At 75.1% G+C, this 19,025-nt stretch carries 20 protein-coding genes; 10 read left to right on the top strand and 10 right to left on the bottom strand.

What is annotated here, in order from left to right; translation table 11 throughout:
* Positions 1 to 49: 49 nt before the first annotated feature.
* The 3 genes from M2302_RS06350 to M2302_RS06360 are packed head-to-tail and all read right to left on the bottom strand — an operon-like array spanning position 50 to position 3,227.
* Positions 50 to 1,504 (bottom strand): aminotransferase class V-fold PLP-dependent enzyme, encoded by a 1,455-nt coding sequence (locus M2302_RS06350; RefSeq protein ID WP_280836997.1) that lies wholly within the window; start codon positions 1,502 to 1,504, stop codon positions 50 to 52.
* Positions 1,501 to 2,880: an MFS transporter gene (locus tag M2302_RS06355; protein ID WP_280836998.1), complete on the bottom strand. Its 1,380-nt coding sequence runs from the start codon at positions 2,878 to 2,880 to the stop codon at positions 1,501 to 1,503. The genes M2302_RS06350 and M2302_RS06355 overlap by 4 nt, the downstream gene beginning before the upstream one ends.
* Before the next feature lie 32 nt (positions 2,881 to 2,912).
* Entirely contained in the window at positions 2,913 to 3,227 is a 315-nt protein-coding gene (locus M2302_RS06360; protein ID WP_280836999.1) for an MGMT family protein, read from the bottom strand.
* A gap of 13 nt (positions 3,228 to 3,240) precedes the next feature.
* Here M2302_RS06360 and proB point away from each other — a divergent pair, with 13 nt between their 5' ends.
* The 8 genes from proB (at position 3,241) to M2302_RS06400 (ending at position 8,762) form a co-directional block, all read left to right on the top strand.
* Positions 3,241 to 4,398, top strand: a complete 1,158-nt coding sequence (gene proB, locus M2302_RS06365; RefSeq protein ID WP_280837000.1) for a glutamate 5-kinase — start codon at positions 3,241 to 3,243, stop codon at positions 4,396 to 4,398.
* Positions 4,399 to 4,409: 11 nt separating this feature from the next.
* A complete protein-coding gene (locus tag M2302_RS06370) occupies positions 4,410 to 5,654 on the top strand; it encodes a glutamate-5-semialdehyde dehydrogenase (protein WP_280837001.1) in 1,245 nt (414 codons plus the stop codon).
* An 85-nt stretch (positions 5,655 to 5,739) separates the two neighbouring features.
* The gene (locus M2302_RS06375) at positions 5,740 to 6,138 is read left to right on the top strand and encodes a YbaB/EbfC family nucleoid-associated protein (RefSeq protein WP_280837002.1); all 399 of its coding nucleotides are present in this window, start codon (positions 5,740 to 5,742) and stop codon (positions 6,136 to 6,138) included.
* 2 nt (positions 6,139 to 6,140) lie between these two features.
* Entirely contained in the window at positions 6,141 to 6,467 is a 327-nt protein-coding gene (locus M2302_RS06380) for a hypothetical protein (protein ID WP_280837003.1), read from the top strand.
* Between the two features lie 28 nt (positions 6,468 to 6,495).
* Entirely contained in the window at positions 6,496 to 6,990 is a 495-nt protein-coding gene (locus tag M2302_RS06385) for a hypothetical protein (protein WP_280837004.1), read from the top strand.
* On the top strand, positions 6,983 to 7,600 hold the full coding sequence (locus M2302_RS06390) for a hypothetical protein (RefSeq protein ID WP_280837005.1): 618 nt from the start codon (positions 6,983 to 6,985) through the stop codon (positions 7,598 to 7,600). Before M2302_RS06385 ends, M2302_RS06390 begins: the two co-directional genes overlap by 8 nt.
* Entirely contained in the window at positions 7,597 to 8,217 is a 621-nt protein-coding gene (locus M2302_RS06395; protein ID WP_280837006.1) for a hypothetical protein, read from the top strand. The genes M2302_RS06390 and M2302_RS06395 overlap by 4 nt, the downstream gene beginning before the upstream one ends.
* 29 nt (positions 8,218 to 8,246) lie before the next feature.
* Positions 8,247 to 8,762 carry an SUKH-4 family immunity protein gene (locus M2302_RS06400; protein ID WP_280837007.1) on the top strand — a complete coding sequence of 172 codons (516 nt, stop codon included), beginning with the start codon at positions 8,247 to 8,249 and terminating at the stop codon, positions 8,760 to 8,762.
* Here the strand turns inward: M2302_RS06400 and M2302_RS06405 are convergent.
* From M2302_RS06405 to M2302_RS06430, 6 genes are all read right to left on the bottom strand, one after another.
* Complete coding sequence (locus M2302_RS06405; protein WP_280837051.1) at positions 8,746 to 9,576, bottom strand: prenyltransferase/squalene oxidase repeat-containing protein; 831 nt, start codon at positions 9,574 to 9,576, stop codon at positions 8,746 to 8,748. The two genes, M2302_RS06400 and M2302_RS06405, sit on opposite strands and share 17 nt — an antisense overlap.
* Before the next feature lie 103 nt (positions 9,577 to 9,679).
* Positions 9,680 to 10,930: an adenylyltransferase/sulfurtransferase MoeZ gene (gene moeZ / locus M2302_RS06410; protein ID WP_280837052.1), complete on the bottom strand. Its 1,251-nt coding sequence runs from the start codon at positions 10,928 to 10,930 to the stop codon at positions 9,680 to 9,682.
* 41 nt (positions 10,931 to 10,971) lie between these two features.
* Entirely contained in the window at positions 10,972 to 11,817 is an 846-nt protein-coding gene (locus M2302_RS06415) for a DUF3152 domain-containing protein (RefSeq protein WP_280837008.1), read from the bottom strand.
* 83 nt (positions 11,818 to 11,900) lie between these two features.
* Entirely contained in the window at positions 11,901 to 12,680 is a 780-nt protein-coding gene (locus M2302_RS06420) for a DUF3152 domain-containing protein (RefSeq protein ID WP_280837009.1), read from the bottom strand.
* Positions 12,681 to 12,784: 104 nt separating this feature from the next.
* Positions 12,785 to 13,759, bottom strand: coding sequence for an alpha/beta hydrolase (locus M2302_RS06425; protein WP_280837010.1), 975 nt, complete (start codon positions 13,757 to 13,759; stop codon positions 12,785 to 12,787).
* A gap of 46 nt (positions 13,760 to 13,805) precedes the next feature.
* The gene (locus M2302_RS06430; protein ID WP_280837011.1) at positions 13,806 to 17,090 is read right to left on the bottom strand and encodes a hypothetical protein; all 3,285 of its coding nucleotides are present in this window, start codon (positions 17,088 to 17,090) and stop codon (positions 13,806 to 13,808) included.
* Positions 17,091 to 17,240: 150 nt separating this feature from the next.
* On the opposite strand from M2302_RS06430, the gene M2302_RS06435 reads away from it, so the two are divergent.
* On the top strand, positions 17,241 to 17,879 hold the full coding sequence (locus tag M2302_RS06435) for a TetR/AcrR family transcriptional regulator (protein WP_280837012.1): 639 nt from the start codon (positions 17,241 to 17,243) through the stop codon (positions 17,877 to 17,879).
* 65 nt (positions 17,880 to 17,944) lie between these two features.
* Positions 17,945 to 18,172 carry a DUF3107 domain-containing protein gene (locus M2302_RS06440; RefSeq protein WP_007073114.1) on the top strand — a complete coding sequence of 76 codons (228 nt, stop codon included), beginning with the start codon at positions 17,945 to 17,947 and terminating at the stop codon, positions 18,170 to 18,172.
* Between the two features lie 57 nt (positions 18,173 to 18,229).
* Here the strand turns inward: M2302_RS06440 and M2302_RS06445 are convergent, their stop codons facing one another.
* A complete protein-coding gene (locus tag M2302_RS06445) occupies positions 18,230 to 18,877 on the bottom strand; it encodes a ferritin-like fold-containing protein (RefSeq protein ID WP_280837013.1) in 648 nt (215 codons plus the stop codon).
* Between the last annotated feature and the right edge of the window lie 148 nt (positions 18,878 to 19,025).

Genomic DNA, 19,025 nt, shown 5'->3' on the forward strand with positions numbered 1-19,025 from the left:
CCGGTCGCCGCACGGCGCCCACCCGCCGTACCGGTCCGCGTCCCCGGCGTCACCAGCTCGGGCGCTGCAGCAGGCTGACGAACTCGACCAGCAGCCGCTCGCGCAGCGCCGGCGGGGCGGCGTCCAGCAGGGTGTTCACCAGGGCCATCCGCTCCGGCACGCCCTGACCCCCGTCCAGGCCGAGCCCGGCGGCCAGGCCGGCGACCAGCTCCGGGGTGAGCGCCCGCGGGGTCAGCGCGGTCGCCAGCGCCCGCAGCTCGGCGGGGAGCCGGACCGGACCGGCCGCCCGGGCCGCGGCCACCGCGGCGGTCAGGTCCGGGCCGAACTCGGCGACCCGGGGCGCGACCGAGGCGGTCACGGTCAGGTGCACGCTCGGCGGCAGGTCCGCGTACCGGAGCTGGGGCTGGGTGTGCCAGCCCCGGGCGGTCAGCTCGTCGACCAGCACGAAGAGGTCGAGTTCCAGGTCGGTCGCGGTGAAGCAGACCACCGTCGACTCCGGCTCGGCCATCAGCCGCAGCCCGTCGACACCGCGTACGGCGTCGGCCAGCGCGGTGACCGCGTCCCGGGTCGCGGCGGCCAGCCGCAGGTAGCCGGCGTCGCCCAGGTGCCGCAGGGTGGCGTACGCGGCGGCGATCGGCCCGCCCGAGCGGGTCGAGGCGAGCACCGGGTTGACCATCGTGTACCCGGGCCAGTCCGCGTACGCGAAGTACTGCGGGGCGCGCAGCGCCGGGTCGCGGTGCAGCAGCACCGACACGCCCTTCGGGGCGTAGGCGTACTTGTGCAGGTCCACCGAGATCGAGGTGACCCCGTCGACGGCGAAGTCGAACGGCGGTACCGGCACGCCGAGGCGGCGCAGGTAGGGCAGCGTCCAGCCGCCGAAGCAGGCGTCCACGTGGCAGCGCACCCCGGCCGCCGCGGCCGCCGCGGCGATCTCCGCCACCGGATCGATGACGCCGTGCGCGTACGAGGGGGCGGAGCAGGCCACCAGCACCGTCTCCGGGCGGATCGCGGCGGCCACGTCGGCGGCCGCCGGGCGCAGCGTCTTCGGGTCGACCGGCACCGTGTCGAGGGTGACCCCGAGCAGGTGGGCGGCCTTGGCGAAGGCGGCGTGCCCGCTGGCCGGCACCACGATCCGGGGCGCGGCCAGCTCGGGGCGGGCGTCCCGGGCGGCCTTGACGGCGAGGATCAGCGACTCGGTGCCACCGCTGGTGACGCTGCCGACCACCTCCGCAGCGGTCGTGCCGGGGCCGCCGCCGAGCAGCCGGGCGGCCGCTCCGACCAGCGCGTTCTCCATCGCCAGCAGGGACGGGAAGGCGGTCGGGTCGAGCCCGTTGACGTGCGCGCTGCCGGCGTGCGCGGCGGCGGCCAGCTCGTCCAGGCCGGGCACGGCGGGGTCGTAGACGTAGGCGAACAGCCGTCCGCCGTGCGTCGGCCGGTCGAGGGCCCGCAGCTCGCGGATCTCCGCCAGCACCCGCTCGGCGGGTGCGCCGTCGGAGTCGATCATCGGTCGCCCTTCGGTTCGGGGTCCAGACTCCAGCCGCGCAGCAGCAGCACGGCGAGCCCGACCAGCAGGGCGGGCAGCACGGTGAAGCCGAGCAGCACGCCGAGCCGGGCCTGGTCGGACTGGGCCGCCGCGGTGCCGGTGTCGGAGGAGACGTAGCCGGAGACCTGGAGCACCAGGCCGTAGAGGCCGGGGCCCAGCGCCAGGCCGAAGGTCTCCCCCGCCGTCCACAGGCCGGTGAAGACGCCCGCCTGCCGGCGGCCGGTCCGCGCGGTCTCGTGGGCGACGCAGTCCGGCAGCAGGGCCAGGGCGAAGACCTGCTGGCCGGCGTACCCGACGCCGAGCAGCGCGACCACCGCGTAGACGGCGGCGGCGGGCAGCACCGGCGCGGCGACCAGGGCCAGCGCCCCGACGGCGAGCAGCAGCGAGGCGGCGACCAGGGCGGTCCGCTTGCCGAGCCGGGCGCCGAGCCGGGACCACAGCGGCATCACCAGCAGCGCCGGCCCGACGAAACAGGCGAAGAGCAGGGTCGGCCCGTTCTCCGGGTCGCGCAGGATCTGGTCGGCGAAGTAGCTGACCCCGGCCAGGATGGTCGCCACCCCGGCCGACTGGATCACGAAGCAGAGCAGCAGCGCCCGGAACGGCCGGTTGCCGGCGGCCACCGCGAGCTGGGCGCGCAGCGTCGGCTCGGTCTCGGTCACCGCGCCGGTCGCGACCGCGCCGGTCCCGAGGAAGGCGCCGACGGCGCCGAGGGCGATCAGCGCGGCAACGAAGAGGCCCATCCACCGGTGCCCGGCGAGGCCGTCGCCGGTCGCGGTCACCACCATCGGGGCCACCGCGCCGGAGACCAGGATGGCCAGCGCCAGCACCGCGATCCGCCAGGTCATCAGCCGGGTACGCTCCGCGCGATCGCCGGTCAGCTCGGCCGGCATCGCCACGTACGGCACCTGGAAGAAGGCGAACGCGGTGGCGGTGGCGAGGAAGGCGAGCGCCACATACGCCCCGGCGGCGGGACCGGCGCCGAAGGGCGCGGCGAAGATGGCGGCGAAGAGCACCGCGAGGGCGAGCCCGGCGCCGAGCAGCCATGGCCGGCGGGGTCCCCAGCGGGACCGGGTGCGGTCGGAGAGCCGCCCGGCCACCGGGTTCACCAGCACGTCCCACGCCTTGGGTAGCAGCACCAGCAGGGCGGCCACCCCGGCGGCGACGCCCAGGGTGTCGGTGAGGTACGGCAGCAGCAGCAGCCCCGGCACGGTGCCGAACGCGCCGGTGGCCAGCGAGCCGAGGGCGTAGCCGGCGTGCACCCGGCGCGGCAGCGGGTCCGGTCGCGCCCCGGTCGGGCCGGCGACCGAGGGGTCGGCTTCAGCCGGCGGCGCGTCCATGGGGCCGAATGTTACTCACGTTATGGCCGGGGTCACATTCCCTCTTCCGGCCACCAGCTCGCCGCCGACATGTCCACCCCGCCGGCCCGCAACGGGCAGCCCTCGGCCCGCAACCGGGCCCGCGCCTCGACCTCGTGACCCGGCGGCAGCCGGCCGGCGGAGGTCACCACCCGGTGCCAGGGCACCCCGCCGCCGTGCCGGGCCATGATCGAGCCGACCAGCCGCGCGGAGGCCCGGCCCGAGCGCTCGGCGAGGGCGTCGGCGACCGCCCCGTACGACATCACCCGGCCCGGCGGGATCCGCTCGACCAGCGCGAGCACCGTCTCGACGTACTCCTCAGGCGTCACGAGCTGCCACGATATGGGAACGCGACGGGGCCTGGCGGACCCGACCGCGCAGAATGGGCGGGTGCGCGAAGCAGTCACCCAGGCCCGGCGGATCGTCGTCAAGATCGGTTCGTCCTCGCTGACCACCGGCGGCGGTGGGCTGGACGACGCCCGGGTCGACGCCCTGGTGGACACCCTCGGCGCGCTCGCCGCCCAGGGTCACGAGGTGGTGCTGGTCTCCTCCGGCGCGATCGCCGCCGGCCTGGCCCCGCTCGGGCTGGCCCGGCGTCCCCGCGACCTGGCCACCCAGCAGGCCGCCGCGAGCGTCGGGCAGGGCCTGCTCATCGGCCGGTACGCGACCGGCTTCGCCCAGCACCGGCTCACCGTCGGCCAGGTGCTGCTCACCGTCGACGACGTGACCCGGCGGGCGCACTACCGCAACGCGTACCGGACCCTGCGCAAGCTGCTCGACCTGCGCGCCGTGCCGATCGTCAACGAGAACGACACGGTCGCCACCGAGGAGATCCGCTTCGGCGACAACGACCGGCTGGCCGCGCTGGTCGCCGCCCTGGTCGACGCCGACCTGCTGGTGCTCCTCTCCGACGTGGACGCGCTCTGGACCGGGGACCCGACCCAGCCGGGCAGCGCCCGGATCACCGAGGTGCGCGGCGAGGCCGACCTGGCCGGCATCGACATCGGCGGCGCGGGCCGCTCCGGCGTCGGCACCGGCGGCATGGTCACCAAGGTCGAGGCGGCCCGGATCGCCACCGGCTTCGGCATTCCGGTGGTGCTGACCGCCGCGCCGCTGGCCGCCGAGGCGCTGGCCGGCGAGCCGGTCGGCACCTTCTTCCACGCCAGCCGGCAGCGGCCCGCGGCCCGACTGTTCTGGCTCGCGCACGCCACCGCGCCCCGAGGGCGGCTGCACCTCGACCCGGGGGCGGTGCAGGCGGTGGTGGGGCGACGCAAGTCGCTGCTGCCGGCCGGGATCACCGCCGTGGACGGCGCCTTCACCGCCGGCGACCCGGTCGACCTGGTCGACGCCGAGGGCGCCCCGGTGGCCCGAGGGCTGGTCAACTACGACGCGGTGGAACTGCCAGGGCTGCTCGGCCGCTCCACCTCCGAACTCGCCGCGGCGCTCGGCCCGGCGTACGAACGGGAGGTCGTCCACCGCGACGACCTCGTGCTGCTGTGAGGAGTTTGTTGATGAGCGTCGTCGAGCAGGCCCGCCGGGCCCGGAACGCGGCGGGCGAGCTGGCGGTCGCCACGCGTACCGCCAAGGACGCCGCGCTGCACGCGATGGCCGACGCGCTGGTGGCGCGTACCCCGGAGGTCCTGACTTCGAACGAGGCGGACCTGGCGGCGGGGCGCGCGGCCGGGCTGAGCGCGGCCGTGCTGGACCGGCTGGCGCTCGACGCGGGCCGGGTGGCGGGCATCGCGGACGCGCTGCGCCAGATGGCCGCGCTGCCCGACCCGGTGGGCGAGGTGGTCCGCGGCTCGACCCTGCCCAACGGGCTGGAGCTGCGCCAGATCCGGGTGCCGTTCGGGGTGGTCGGCATCATCTACGAGGCCCGGCCGAACGTGACCGTGGACGCCGCCGGGATCTGCCTGAAGGCCGGCAACGCCGCGCTGCTGCGCGGCTCCTCGTCGGCGGCGCACTCGAACGCGGCGCTGGTCGCCGTGCTGCGGGACGCGGTCGCCGGGGCCGGCCTGCCGGCGGACGCGGTGCAGCTGCTCGACGCCACCTCGCGCGACTCGGTCAAGGAGCTGATGCGGGCGCGCGGGCTGGTCGACGTGCTGATCCCCCGCGGCGGCGCGTCGCTGATCCGCACCGTGGTCGAGGAGTCGACGGTGCCGGTGATCGAGACCGGGGTGGGCAACTGCCACGTCTACGTCGACGCCGCGGCGGACGTGGCGAAGGCGGTGGCGGTGACCCTCAACGCGAAGACCCAGCGGCTGTCCACCTGCAACACCGCCGAGTCGCTGCTGGTGCACGCGGACGTCGCGGACGCCTTCCTGCCGCCGGCGCTGGCCGCCTTCGCCCAGGCCGGGGTGACCGTGCACGGCGACGACCGGGTGGCCCCGTACTCCGCCGCGGTGGTGCCGGCCACCGACGAGGACTTCGCCACCGAGTACCTCTCGGCGGACATCTCGGTGGCCGTGGTCGACTCGCTCGACGCGGCGGTCGCGCACATCCGCCGCTACGGCACCGGGCACACCGAGGCGATCCTCACCGACTCCGCCGCGGCGGCCCGGGAGTTCGTGGCCCGGGTGGACGCGGCGGCGGTGATGGTGAACGCGTCGACCCGGTTCACCGACGGCGGCGAGTTCGGCTTCGGCGCCGAGATCGGCATCTCCACCCAGAAGCTGCACGCCCGCGGCCCGATGGGTCTGCCCGAGCTGACCTCGACGAAGTACGTGGTCACCGGGGACGGGCACCTGCGCGGCTGACCGTCCGGGTTGGACGGGCGTACGCGGGGGTGCGCGGGGCCGCTAGTCTGAGGCCGGTTCGGCACGGCTTGTCTGGGGAGGCGGCATGCTGGGCGAGAGCGCCCTGGAAGAGCAGCTGGCGCAGGCGCGCGCCGCGCTGCGGGAGGTCAGCCGCACCGTCACGCCCCGGGAACGGGTCGAGTCGGTGGGCGAGGCCGCCGACGGACGGATCCGGGTCACCCTCGGTACCGACGGGCGGGTCAGCGCCATCGACCTCGACCCCCGGGTGCTGCGCGAGGGGGCGGAACACCTCGCCGAGGAGTTGCGCCGGGCGGTGAACGCGGCGCTCGACGGGCAGGACGACCCGGCCGCGGCCGAGCCGATGCCCGACCTCGCCGCGATGACCGCCACCGTCGAGCGCCTGCAGGACCAGGGCCTGCGCCAGATGCGCGAGATCAGCCAGGCCATCAGCGAGACCATGCGCAAGATCCAGCAGCGGAGCTGACGATGGAGAACCTCGAGGTCGACATCGACGCCCTGCGCCGCGGCGCGGACGAGCTGGCCCAGGCCAAGGAGGAGGTCCGACAGGCCTTCGAGACGTTCCAGGCCGCGCTGGGCAGCTACGCGCAGGCCTTCGGCGGCGACGAGATCGGCATGCTGGTCGGCGTCGCCCACCAGGCCTGTGTGGACGCCCTGACCGAGTGCCTCAGCACCAACGTCGCCGAGCTGGCGAGCTACGCCGACGGCCTGCACGGGATGGCCGAGAACTACCGGGCCGTCGAGGAGGACGTCACCGCCTCGTTCCGCTCGATCCTCGGTTCGCTGGGCGGCTGATCCCTCCGCACGTACGAAAGGAGTCGCCGTGGGCCTGACGCTTCCGGGCGAGCTCGCGTCCCTGCTCTCGATGATCGGCTACGACTGGCCGGAGTCCGACGAGACCGCGATCTTCCAGCTCGCCGGCGAGTGGACCGGCATGGCCGACCGGATCAACGGCTCGGTGGCCCGGTTGGAGTCGGCGGCCCGGACGGTGCTGGAGACCAACCGGGGCGAGAGCATCACCGCCTTCGGCAGCGAGTGGAACGACAAGGAGTCGGCCGCCCGCAACATCGCCGACGCCACCAACCCGACGAACGTGATCGCCATCGGGCTGATGGCCGCGGCGGGCGTGGTGCTGGCCCTGAAGATCCAGGTGATCATCCAGCTGATCCTGCTGGCCATCCAGATCGCGCAGGCGATCGCCACGGCGGTGGCGACCTTCGGGGCGTCCCTGCTGGAGATCCCGATCTTCAAGATGATCACCGGGCTGATCGTCGACCAGCTGATCGGGCTGGCGGTGGACACGGTGCTCAATGGCTAGGAAGCGGACCAGCCCGCCCCGGCAGGCGCAGGCCAAGGGGGCCCGGATCGTCTCGGCGTACCTGGAGAACGCCGACGTGTTCCGCACCGCCAAGGCCGCCGGGACGAAGGTCGACGGGCCGGCCGTGCTGGTGCTGAAGAACCGTCCGGACTTCGACAGGCGGGACTTCGACCGCAAGGCGGGCGACCTGCGCCGGCTCGGCCAGGAGGGGCGGCTGAAGAAGGCGAAGCCGGACCGGGACAGCAACAAGGTCTACGACCCCCAGCAGCAGAAGAGCCGCACCCGCACCAACATCTACCGGGACCGGATGATCCGGGACCTCACCAAGGACGGCCGCCTCAAGGCGGACATGGGCACCCCGGAGACCAACAAGTACCTGGCCAACAAGAACGTGGTGGACCGGCTCTTCGCCGGCAAGGGGCCGATCACCGAGCGCGGCCAGGGCTACGACCCGGACCACATCCACGAGCTGCAAATGGACGGAACGGACACGTACGATAATCTCAGGCCGATGGACGCCTGGACCAACCGCGAACTCGGCAGGGAGATCTCCTTGGCGCTACGGGACGTCCCCGAGGGCACCCCGATCATCGTGCGGGTCGTCGAGTGAGCGACCCCGACGTCCCCGCCGGCCTGGACCGGATCCGGGAGAAGCTCGCGCTGCTGCGGCGGCTGGAGGCCGAGCAGGGCTTCGGGGTGGTCATCGGCGAGCCGGCCCCGCTGGAGCCGCTGCCCGCGCTGCCCGGCGTGGCCGAGGTCTACCGCCTCTTCGGCCGGCTGGAGGGCGACAACTTCCGGTTCACGCCGCCGGAGGAGATTCTCAGCCCGGCGGCCTGGGCGGCCCGCACGGTGAACGAGAACGACCCGATGGGCAGTCCGCTGCCGGTCGGCCACGAGGTGGACAGCATCCCGCCCGGCCTGCGCGGCGACATCAAAGGCGGCGCCCCGATCTACCTGGACACCGAGGACCTCGACGTCTACTGGATGGAACCGGACGCCTACGTCTTCCTCTACGAGCACCCGGACACCGAACCGGAGCTGACCGTCATCGCCCCGGACGTCGTCACGTTCTTCGACGAACACGTGCTCGGCCCCGGCTACCCGACGCTCGTTGGAACCGTGCTGGGTCCCGGCGCGGCCGAGCGGCGGCTGCGCAAGGGGCCGCACACCGGCGAGTACGCCGACAACTGGCGACGCCTGCTGATCGCCGCCGGCCTGTCCTCCTGAATCCCCCGTCGACCCGCGGAAGGACCGTCATGGCAGCTGATCCCCGGTTCACGGCACTGTGGAGCGAGGACGAGCTCATCCCGTACCCGCGCGAGGCGTGGCTGGAGGGTGGGTTCAGCCCCGACCTGCTCCCCGCCGGTGATGAGATCCCGCTCGACGTGGCGGTCGTCTACACCGCCTTCCTCGAAGGCGACATCGAGCTGTACGACACCATCCAGCTCAGCACCGAGGACGGTTCGCTGGACGTCCGGCTGATCGTGGTGGGCGCGGTCGCCGACAACCCCGACCTGCTCTACGTGCTGGACCCGCGCAACGGCGAGATCCTCCAGTTCGACCTGGACCAGCAGGACATCCAGGGCGTCAACAGCAGCTTCCGTACCTTCGTCGAGTTCCTCTACCAGTTCGCGCTCTTCGTCGAGGCGGACGAGGGCAAGGCGGGCCGGGCCGAGCGGGCCGAGACGCTGCGGATGGTGCTGGAGAGCATCGACCCGACCGCGTTCGCCCCCGACGGCTGGTGGCCGCTGGTGATCAGCCAGTTGAAGTGACCGTCCGGCAGGCCCGGATCGCCCGCAGCGTGGTGTGCACGTCGAACTGGTGACCGTCGTCGCTGTCCCAGCCGCCGTCGCTGCGCTGGGTCTCGGCGAGCCGGCGGCGGGCCGAGACCAGCAGCCACTGCTCCTCGCCCACCTCGACCCGACGCAGCGTCGCGGCCAGCCAGGCGACGTCGGCCGGGGACATCTTCGGGATCCGCTCGGCCAGCACCGCCTGGATCCGCGCCGACTCGTAGTACATCTCCTGCCGGTGCAGCACGGCCGCGCTCAGCCAGCCGGCGGGCAGGAAGGACGGCCAACCGCCGTCCGGGGCGAGCTGCGCGGCGACGGCGTGCGCCGCCGCCTGCACCACCCCGGCGTACGCGCCGCCGACGCGGTGGTCGAGCGGGCCGGCGGCGCGGGCGTCCAGGCCGGCCACGGTCAGCCAGAACCCGGCGTTGGCGGTGAGGTAGAACCGGGCCTCCGGATCGCCCGGCCGGGCCCACTCCGGGGCGAGGCCGGCCAGCGAGGGGTCCTCGTCCCAGCCGCCGTCGGGCAGTTGGCGGGCGGCGAGCCAGTCCAGCGCGTGCCGGGCCGCCGGGCGGCCGAGGGCGCCGAGGTCGTCCAGCTCGGCCAGGCGGAAGCAGGTCGCGTCGACGGAGCCGACGGCACCGTCCAGGACGGCCGGCCAGCCCCCGTCGGGCGTCTGCCCGGCCTCGGCGGCGTCGAGCAGTTCGACCGGCACCGGCGCGCCGGTGCGCAGCCGGGAGAGACGCGCGCGGTCCACCGCGTCCCCGTGCGCCACGACGAAGCCGACAGCGGCGTCCATGTCCACCACGGCGGTCACGCTACCTGCGAAAAGGTGATCGCGCCTCGGGGGATCGGCCGAGGCCGGGGCGGGTGAGTGGCCCGCCGCCGGCCCCGGCCGTCGCTCAGTACGCGGGCAGCGAGGGATCGATCTGCTTGATCCAGGAGAGCACACCACCCTGGACGTGCACCGCGTCGCGGAACCCGGCCGCCTTGAGGGCGGCGAGCGCCTCGGCGGAGCGGACGCCGGACTTACAGTGCAGCACGACCTGCCGGTCCTGCGGCAGCTTTGCCAGCGCCTCGCCGGAGATGATGTCGCCCTTGGGGATCAGCGTGGCGCCGGGGATGCGGACGATCTCGTACTCGGCGGGCTCGCGGACGTCGACCAGGAAGATGTCCTTGCCGGCGTCCTGCCACTCCTTGAGCTCCAGCGCGGTGATGGTGGCGTCGACCACCGCCTCCTGCGCCTCCTCGGAGACCGCGCCGCAGAAGTCCTCGTAGTCCTCCAGCAGGTCGGTGACCGTCGGGTTCTCGCCGCAGAGCACGCAGTTCGGGTCCTTGCGAACCTTGATCTTGCGGTACTCCATCTCCAGGGCGTCGTAGACCATCAGCCGGCCGACCAGCGGCTCGCCGATGCCGGTGAGCAGCTTGATCGCCTCGTTGACCTGGATCGAGCCGATCGACGCGCAGAGCACGCCGAGCACGCCGCCCTCGGCGCAGGACGGGACCATGCCGGGCGGCGGGGGCTCCGGGTAGAGGCAGCGGTAGCAGGGGCCGTGCTCGGCCCAGAACACCGACGCCTGGCCGTCGAAGCGGTAGATCGAACCCCAGACGTACGGCTTGCCGAGCAGCACCGCCGCGTCGTTGACCATGTAGCGGGTGGCGAAGTTGTCGGTGCCGTCGACGATCAGGTCGTACTCGGCGAAGATCTCGCGGACGTTCTCCCGGTCCAGCGCGGTGTTGTGGATCCGCACGTTCACCAGCGGGTTGATCTCGCGGATCGACGCCGCGGCGGACTCCGCCTTCGGGCGGCCGATGTCGGAGACGCCGTGGATCACCTGCCGCTGGAGGTTGGACTCGTCGACGGTGTCGAAGTCGATGATGCCGAGCGTGCCGACGCCGGCCGCGGCGAGGTACAGCAGGGCGGGTGAGCCGAGACCGCCGGCGCCGACACACAGCACCCGGGCGTTCTTCAGCCGCTTCTGTCCCGCGACCCCGACGTCCGGGATGATCAGGTGGCGCGAGTAGCGGCGGATCTCGTCAACGGTCAGCTCGGCGGCGGGCTCGACGAGCGGGGGCAGCGACACGGTGGACTCCCCGGGATCGGCTGGTGGCGAACCGCGCCATTGTCGCTCGCCGGGGGTCCGGTCGGCCATGAGCAGTGACACGTAGCCCGACATTCGGGAGCGGGAATAACTCAGACACCCGGGACGAGCGCGCCCTCGTGGCGCACCCCGTCGACGTACGGCCAGGCGTTGGCGACGCAGCCGTCCAGGCCGTACGTCTGCTGCTGCATGACCGGGGCCGGCGCGCCGGGGCCGGGGCAGGTCTGGTGCTCCTCGCCCAGCTCGTGGCCGACCTCGTGGTTGACCACGTACGTCCGGTAGACGGCCAGCGGGGCACCGTAGTCGGGCACCGAGTCCATCCAGCGGGCCAGGTTGATGATCACCTGCCCGGCCAGCCGGCAGGAGGTGTACCCCTCGGTCATCAACCCGCCCTCGGCGCACATCCGCTCTGAGGTGGCTGGGGTGGCCAGGTAGACGGTGAAGTCGGCGGCGGCGGCCTCGGGCACCCGCTGCACCCGCAGTTCGCCCGAGGCGATCCAGCTGCGCCGGTCGGCGAGCGCCTCGTCCACGGTGTCGGCGAAGAGGTCGACGTCCTGCCCGGTGCCCTCCTCGACCGCCACCCGGTAACGGCGCAGCGGGCCGTCGTACCCGCGCACCGGCGAGCGGCCGTCGGCGGCGGCGAAGCGACCGGAGCCGCTGGTCGGGTACGCGGCGGGCGCGGCGTCCTGGCTGGCACTGAACCCGGGTGGCCGCGACAGCCCGGCGGACGCGGGGACGGACTGCCCGTCGTCGGCCCGCACGAGGGCGACGCCGGCGACGGTCGCGCCGAGCGCCACCAGGCCGAGCAGGACGGCACGCCGCCGGCGGCGGCGCATCCGGACCAGCCCGGGTCGGGTGTCGCCAGCGGGTCGGGCGGGCTCGGCCTGGTCGGCCGGTTCCGGTTCGCCACCCTCGGCGAGCGGGGAGAACGGGGTCACCCGATCAGCATGGCAGACTAATCGGGCATATCAGCGCTTTTCCGGTCGCGGACGTGAATATGTTTCAGATCGCACGGCGGGGCTCAGACCGGACGGCCGGTGTACGGCCGCCCGTCGAGGTACGGCCACGGGTTGGCGGTGCAGCCGTCCAGGAAGAGCGACTGCTGCTGCATCACCGGCGCCGGCCGGCCCGACCCCGGGCAGCGCTCGTGGCGGTGCCCCAACTGGTGGCCCACCTCGTGGTTGACCACGTAGGTGCGGTAGAGCGACAGCGGCACACCGGCCCGCACGAAGTGCGGCACCGAGGTCCGCCACCGGTCCAGGTTGATGATCACCTTCCCCGACGCCCGGCACGACGTGTACGGCCGGCCGCCCACCCGGATGTCCACTCCCCCGGCCCGGCACATCCGCCCCGCCGTGTTCGCCGTGGCCAGGTAGATCGTGAAGTCGTACCCCTCGCCCGCCGGCACCCGGCGCAGCCGCAGCCGCCCGCTGTCCACCCAGCTCCCCGGCCCGGCCAGCGCCGCCTGCGCCTCCTCGGAGAAGGCGTGCACGTCCTCACCGGAGCCGTTCTCCACCGCCACCCGGTACCGCTGCACCGGGCCACCCCGCCCCAGCACCGGACCGGCCCGGTCGTCGTACCCGAAACCGCCCCGCCCGGCGGACGGGACCGGGCCCGCGAGCTGGAGCAGCGGGGCCGGGCTGGCCGCGGACGGGCTCGGGGTGACCACCGGCAACGGCGACGGCGTGAGCGGCGCGGCGGTCGGCCGAGGGGCGGGCGTCCCGGCGGCGAGCGTCTCGGCGACGGCCCCGGGACGGCCGGCGGAGAGCGCCCCGCCCGCACCGACCACCACCGCGAGCATGGCCAGCAGCAGGAGCGTCCAGCGACGGCCTCCGACGGGCGCACGGCGGCCACGGGGGGTCGCACGCGCGCGGTGACCGTGGGGGAGGAACTCGGGCATCCGGGTCATCCTGCCATGTCGGAGCGCCTCCCGGCCTCCTCCGTTTCGGCGAGCAGGTGCAGCACCGCCCGCGCCACCGTGCGCGGCACCTCCACCTGCGCGACGTGGCCGACCCCTTCGAGCATCATCAGCCGGCTGTCCGGGATCGCCCGGGCCGCCTGCGGCGCCACCCGCACGTCCACCAGCTTGTCCTGCAGGCCGCCCACCACCAGCGTCGGGGCCCGCACCGCCGCGGCGATCCGCCACATCGACCCCGCCCCCGGCAGGTACGAGCGCAGGAAGCTGGAGACCAGGCCGCGGAACGTCCGGACGTACGCGGCGGCGTAGTGCGCGGCCTCGTAGCGCACCCGGATCTCCTCCAGCGCCTCCTGCCGGCGCTGCTCGCTGATCCGGCTCAGGTCGGCGAAGCACGCCTCCAGCACCTGCTGGGCCATCACCTCGGGGGCGAGCTGCGCCAACCGCCAGGCCGCCAGCCGCTCCCCGCGCGGGATGGCCAGCAGCGGCAGCATCCGCCCCTGCAACGAGCGGCGGAAGTCCAGGAACGGCAGCGCCGGGGAGACCAGCGTGAGGGTACGCACCAGCTCCGGCCGCAGCCCCGCCACGTGCACCGCGATCGCCCCGCCGAGGGAATTGCCGAACAGGTGCACCGGCCCCCGGTCGGAGTGCTCGACCCAACGGACCACCCGCTCGGCGAAGGCCGGGATCGTGTAGCGCCGCCCCGGCTCGCTGCGCCCGAACCCGGGCAGGTCGATGGCCTGCCCGTCGAGCCGGTGGGCGAGCAGCCCGGCCAGGTCCGTCCAGTTCTGCGACGAGCCGCCCAGCCCGTGCACGTACAGCGCCGGCTCCGCGTCCGCACTCGTGCCCGGGGTGTCCCGGACGTAGGTGACCGTGCCGTCGAGGCGTACCTCCCGGCCCGGCCAGGGCGGCGGAACGTGGTGCGGGGGCAGCAGATGCTCGGGCCAGAGGGCGGCTCGCTTCATGCCTCCCAGTGTGCCCAGCACGACCTGCCGGCGAACACCGAGCCACTCAGCCCAGCAACGCCTCCAGGCGCCGGTTGACGGCGGCCAGCGTCGCGCGGACCACCGCCTGCCGGGGGTCACCGGCGACCAGCGCGGAGCCGGCGAGCTGCTCGACCCAGCCGTCGCAGACCAGCAGGACCACCACCGTGGCCACCTCGCAGTTGCCGAACGGCACCACCGCGGCGTGCTCGACGAAGCACCGCCCGCGCTCGGCCGTGCCGTCGGCGCCCCGCAGCAGCTGGTCGACCGCCGCCGCGGCGGCGACCGCGCAGAGCCGCAGGACGTACCCGTCCACGGCCGGCCCGCTGGAGTGCCCGGCCGCCTGCTCGCCGCCGGCGAGCAGGCGTACCTCGACGGTGGCGTCGAGACCGAAGGTGCTCACCTGGACGTGGTCGATCACCACCCGGGGCCCCGGCGCGCCGCCGGTGTCCAGCGGTCGGGAGGGGGCGCTCTCCGTCGTGGTCAGCTGCCCGCCGGAGTACGAGGTGCCGAGCGTGGCCGGGCTGCCGGTGGCCGGCGGCGCGGAGGCCGCGCTCGCCTCCTCCACACTGGCCCGGCCCCGGTGCGCGGAGACCTGCCGGCGCCGGCGCGGCACCCCCTCGACCGTGCCCGGGTAGTCCTCCACCCGGCCGGGCGCGGGGGCGGCGGTGGCCGCCTCGGCCGCCGGGTGGGCCCCGGGCGGCTGGTCGGCGACCCCGCGCCCGGTGCCGGCGGGTGCGCGACCCTCACCCGACGGATCGGCCGAACGGGACCGCCTCGACGGGCCGGCCCCGGGCTCCTGCCGGCGCAGGTCGCCGGGGCGGGACTCCGCGTCGCGCGGCCGGGCCGACGCCTCGCCGGGGCGCGGCTCGGCGCCCCGCGGCTCGGGGGCGCGGGTCTCGGGGGCACGGGGCTCGGGCGCGCGGGTCTCGGCGGAGCGGCGCCGCATCGGCGCCGGGGCGGGGGTCGTGCCGGGCAGGTTCTGCGGGGCGGCGGCCAGGCCCATCCGCTCCTGGAGCAGTCGGGCCACCATCCGGCTCACCTCGGCCGGGTCGGCCCCGTCGGCGAGGTCCAGCCGAAGGCTGTGCGCGCCGGCCGGGGTACGGCGCAACGCGGCGTCGCGCACGCCGGCCACCTCCCGCACGGCGTCCAGGATGGCGTTGACGTCGAAGCCCTCCGGCCGCTCCCGCAGCGGGGCGGGCTCGTCGTCGCGGCGCAGGTGGGTGGCGATGCGGGCGAGTTCGGGGGTCTCGGCGGGTGGCTCCACGGCTGGCGGCTCCGGCACAACGGGCACGTCCGGCTCGGCGGGGACGCGCTGCGGCAGCACCACCGCGCCGGGCTCCGGCGTCCCGTCCTCCACGGCCGGCTCGGCCGGAGGCGCCGGATCGGGTGCGGAGCGGCGGGCCGCGTAGGGGGGTGCGCTCGTCGGAGCGGGCGCGGAGGAGGGGCGGTCCAGGCGGCGTGGTCCGCTCGTGGCGGGGTCCGGCGCGGCGCCGGGACCGGTGGGGGTCGGCTGGTGGTGGGGAAGCTCCGCCGGGGCGCTGGCGGTCTCCGCCGGCACGGACCGGAGCCGGAACGGCCGGTCGGCCCAGTCGGTGGTCGGACTGCTGTCGGCGGCCGGCGCCTGGGCGGGGGCGGGCGGCGCGCTGTAGGGGGCGGCCGCGCCGGCCGGAGGAGCACTCCGGGGCGCGGCGGCCGGAGGGGCGCTCCGGGGCGCGGCGGCCGGAGGGGCGCTCCGGGGCGCGGCGGCCGGCGCCTCGGCCGGCGGCGCGGGGGTGGGCGTCGAGCCGTAGGACCCGGTGCTCGGTGCGGTGCGGTAGGAGCCGCTGGGCTCCGGCCGGCTGTACCACCCCGTGCCCGGCGCCGATCCGAATGACCCGGCGGCCGAGGCGGAGGGCTCGGTGCTCGGTGCCGAACCGTACGACCCGGCTGACGGCGCCGAACCGTAGGAACCGCTGGCCGGCGACGCACCGTAGGCCGTACCCGCCGGACGTTCGCCGTATGGCGGGGCGGCGGGCGGGGCACTGGCGGGCGCGGCCGCGGGCGGCGCGCTGGCGGGGGCGACGACGGGGGGCGCGCTGGCGGGCGCGGCGGCCGGCGGGGCGCTGCGGGGGGCGGCGGAGGGCGGCGCGGTGGCGGATCGGGAACCCGCCCACCCGGCGGCTGCGTCCACGGCGGACCGGTCCGGGGCCGGCCGGTCGGTCGACGGTTCCCGTTCGGCCCGGGCCTCCCGCTCGGCGCGGGTCGGCTCGTACGGCCGGGGCTCCTCGGACCGCACCGGCTCGTAGGGGCGGGCGGGCTCGGCCCGGACCGGCTCGTACGGCCGCGCCGGCTCGGCGCGCACCGGCTCGTACGGCCGGTCGGGCTCGGCCGACCACTCCGGGGTCCGGTCGGACCGGGACCGGCGGCTCGTCGGCGGCTCGTCCTCGCGGGCCCACGGCGGCGCCCAGCCGCCGCCCCAGCTCGGCCGGTTCCAGCTCGGGCCGGACCAGTCCGGTTCGTCGGCGGGCCGGTGACCGGCGTAGGGCTGCTCGGCGTGCGGGTCCGGCTCGCCGCGCCCGGCGGCCGCCTCGTCGCCGCCGCGGGCCCCGGTCGACTCGTCGGCGGAGCCGGGGTGGGGACGGTCGGCCCGGGCGCGGGACACGTCGGGCGGGAACTCGTCGGCCTCGGCCCGGTCGGGCTGTCCTCGCTCCGGCCGGGGCGCGTGGAAGCCCGGCGGGATCTCGAAGCCGGAGGCGGCGGTGCCGACCGGCGGGACCTGCACGGCCGGTGGCGCGGATGTGGGCAGGCCCCCGTCCGCCCAGCGGCTGAGCCGCGGCGGCTCCTCTGAGGAGTGCCGCGCGGGGGCGTCCGGGTCGGCCGATCCGGACTGCTGCTCGGGCGAGGGCGCCGGCCGCTGCGCCGGTACGACCAGACGGTCGCCGTCGGCGTCCCGCCGCAGGTCGGCGCCGAAGCGGGGGGCGTCGGCGGGCGGGGCGCTCACCGGGGACGGTCGGCCGCGCGGCTCCTCGCCGGGGTGGCCGACGCCGTTGAGGTGGGCGCGGCCGTTACGCGGCGCGGGGTCGGGCTCGGGGTCGGTCAGCGGCGCCGGCAGGTCGCCGTGGCGCGGGGAGGAGGCGTCCCAGCCGGTTGCCGGGTCGGGCCGGTGCCAGGGGGCGACGGTGTCCCGGTACGCGGGGGCGTCGGCCCCGCCGGACCACCCGGTCGCCGGGGGTGCCCACCCGCTGACGGAACGGGCCAGGTCGTCCTGCTGACCCGTCCCGTCACCGTGCTCTCCCGGGGTGGCGGCACCGGGTTGCCCTGTTTCACTCACCGCGCGCTCCTTGGTCGCCCTCGCTGAGGCTACCGTGTGGTGACAGTGGCGATAAGTTACAGCGGCGGGCCAATTCCGGGACCGGGGAACAGGCCCCAGACCGGTACGGGGTAAAAGTGCCGGCTCGTACGAAGAAACTCGGAGGTTCCCATGACCGCTGTGGGGAACGGTGCGCAGACTGCCGGCCGGCCCACCAGGCTGCCCCGCTCGGCGCGACGTAAGCAGCTGCTCGCGGCGGCGCAGGAGGTGTTCGTCGCGCAGGGTTACCACGCCGCCGCGATGGACGACATCGCCGAGCGGGCGGGAGTCTCCAAGCCGGTGCTCTACCAGCACTTTCCCGGCAAGATGGAGCTCTACCTGGCGTTGCTCGACACGCACTGTGACGCGATGGTCGCCAAGGTGCACGATGCGATGAGCGGTACCAGCGACAACAAGGAGCGGGTCCAGGCCTCCGTCCGCGCCTACTTCGACTTCGTCGATCACGAGAGCGAGGCGTTCCGTCTCGTCTTCGAGTCGGACCTGCGCAACGACCCGGCGGTGCGGCAGCGCGTCGAGCGGGTGGAGCAGGGCGCCATCGCGGCGATCACCGACACCATCATCTCGGACACCGGCGTCAGCCGGGCGCACGCCGAGCTGCTCGCCTCCGGTCTGGTCGGGGCCGCCGAGACCGCCGCCCAGTTCTGGCTGGCCGGCGGTCGCCAGGTGCCCAAGGCGGAGGCGGAGGCGCTGGTCGCGGCGCTGTCCTGGCGTGGGATCGCGAGCTTCCCGCTGCAAGGTGAGTCAGCCTGAACATCCGGCCCCGAGATCGGATAGCCTTCCCATCGGCGGCTCTTTCGCCCACCTGAGGAGGCACAGTGGAGGTCAAGATCGGCGTGCAGTACGCGCCGCGCGAGCTGGTTCTGGAGAGCGCGCAGTCGCCGGCCGAGATCGAGCAGATCGTGACCGACGCCTTCGCCAAGGACGAGGGGACGCTGTCCCTGACCGACGAGAAGGGCCGGCGGGTCATCGTGCCGGTCAACAAGGTCGCCTACGTCGAGATCGCCGAGGCGTCCCCGCGGGCGGTCGGGTTCACCGTCCGCTGATCCGGTCCGGCCACCGCGGCGGGTGCGCCCGCCGCGGGCCGGGCCCGACCGGTCGGGTCAGTTGTTCAGCCCGACGGCGGCCATCCGGGCGGTGTGCTTGGCGGTGAGCCGGCGGAACGTCGCCGGCACGTCCGTGCCGTCCTGCGCGATCAGCGCGGTCAGCGCGCCCCGGTCCGCCGCCGCGACCCGACCCGCCTGGGACAGCGCCTCACCCACCAGGCGCCGCGCCCACATGGAGAGCCGGTTCGCCACCCGGGGGTCGGTCTCGATCGCGGCCCGGATCTCGCCGGCGGCGAAGTCGGCGTACCGGGATTCGTGCAGCACGTCGCGCACCAGCCGCCGGTACGGCTCGTCCAGCCGGTCGGCGATCTCGCCGAGGAAGTCGTCGGTGATGGCGTCCCCGACGTACGCCTTGGTGACCGCCTCCAGCCAGTCCTTCGGCTCGGTCGAGTCGTGGTACGCCTGCAAGGGCTCCACGTACGGGGCCATCACGTCGTCAGGCGTCGCCCCGAGAGCGGTGAGCCAGTCCGAAAGGCGCCGGTAGTTGCCGATCTCGGCGGCGGCCATCTCGCTCAGCGCGGCCCGGCGGCGCAGGTCGGGGGCGAGCCGGGCGTCGGCGGCCATCCGGTCGAAGGCGAGCAGCTCGCCGTAGGCGACCAGGCCGAGCAGGTCGACCACGGCCTCGGGTGTTGTCGGGGCGGACACGAGCGCAGGGTACCGCCCAAACCGGCACACCGAGTCCCCAGGGCAGTGGCACAGGTCACAATCGGCACCCCCGGCGAAGACCCGGGCATCGCGCTCCGGGACGTGCGCAGGGCCGCTCGGGTAGTATGGAGCAGTTGCCGCGGGCGCC

This window comes from Micromonospora sp. A200, from assembly GCF_029893845.1.
Classification (GTDB): domain Bacteria; phylum Actinomycetota; class Actinomycetes; order Mycobacteriales; family Micromonosporaceae; genus Micromonospora; species Micromonospora purpureochromogenes.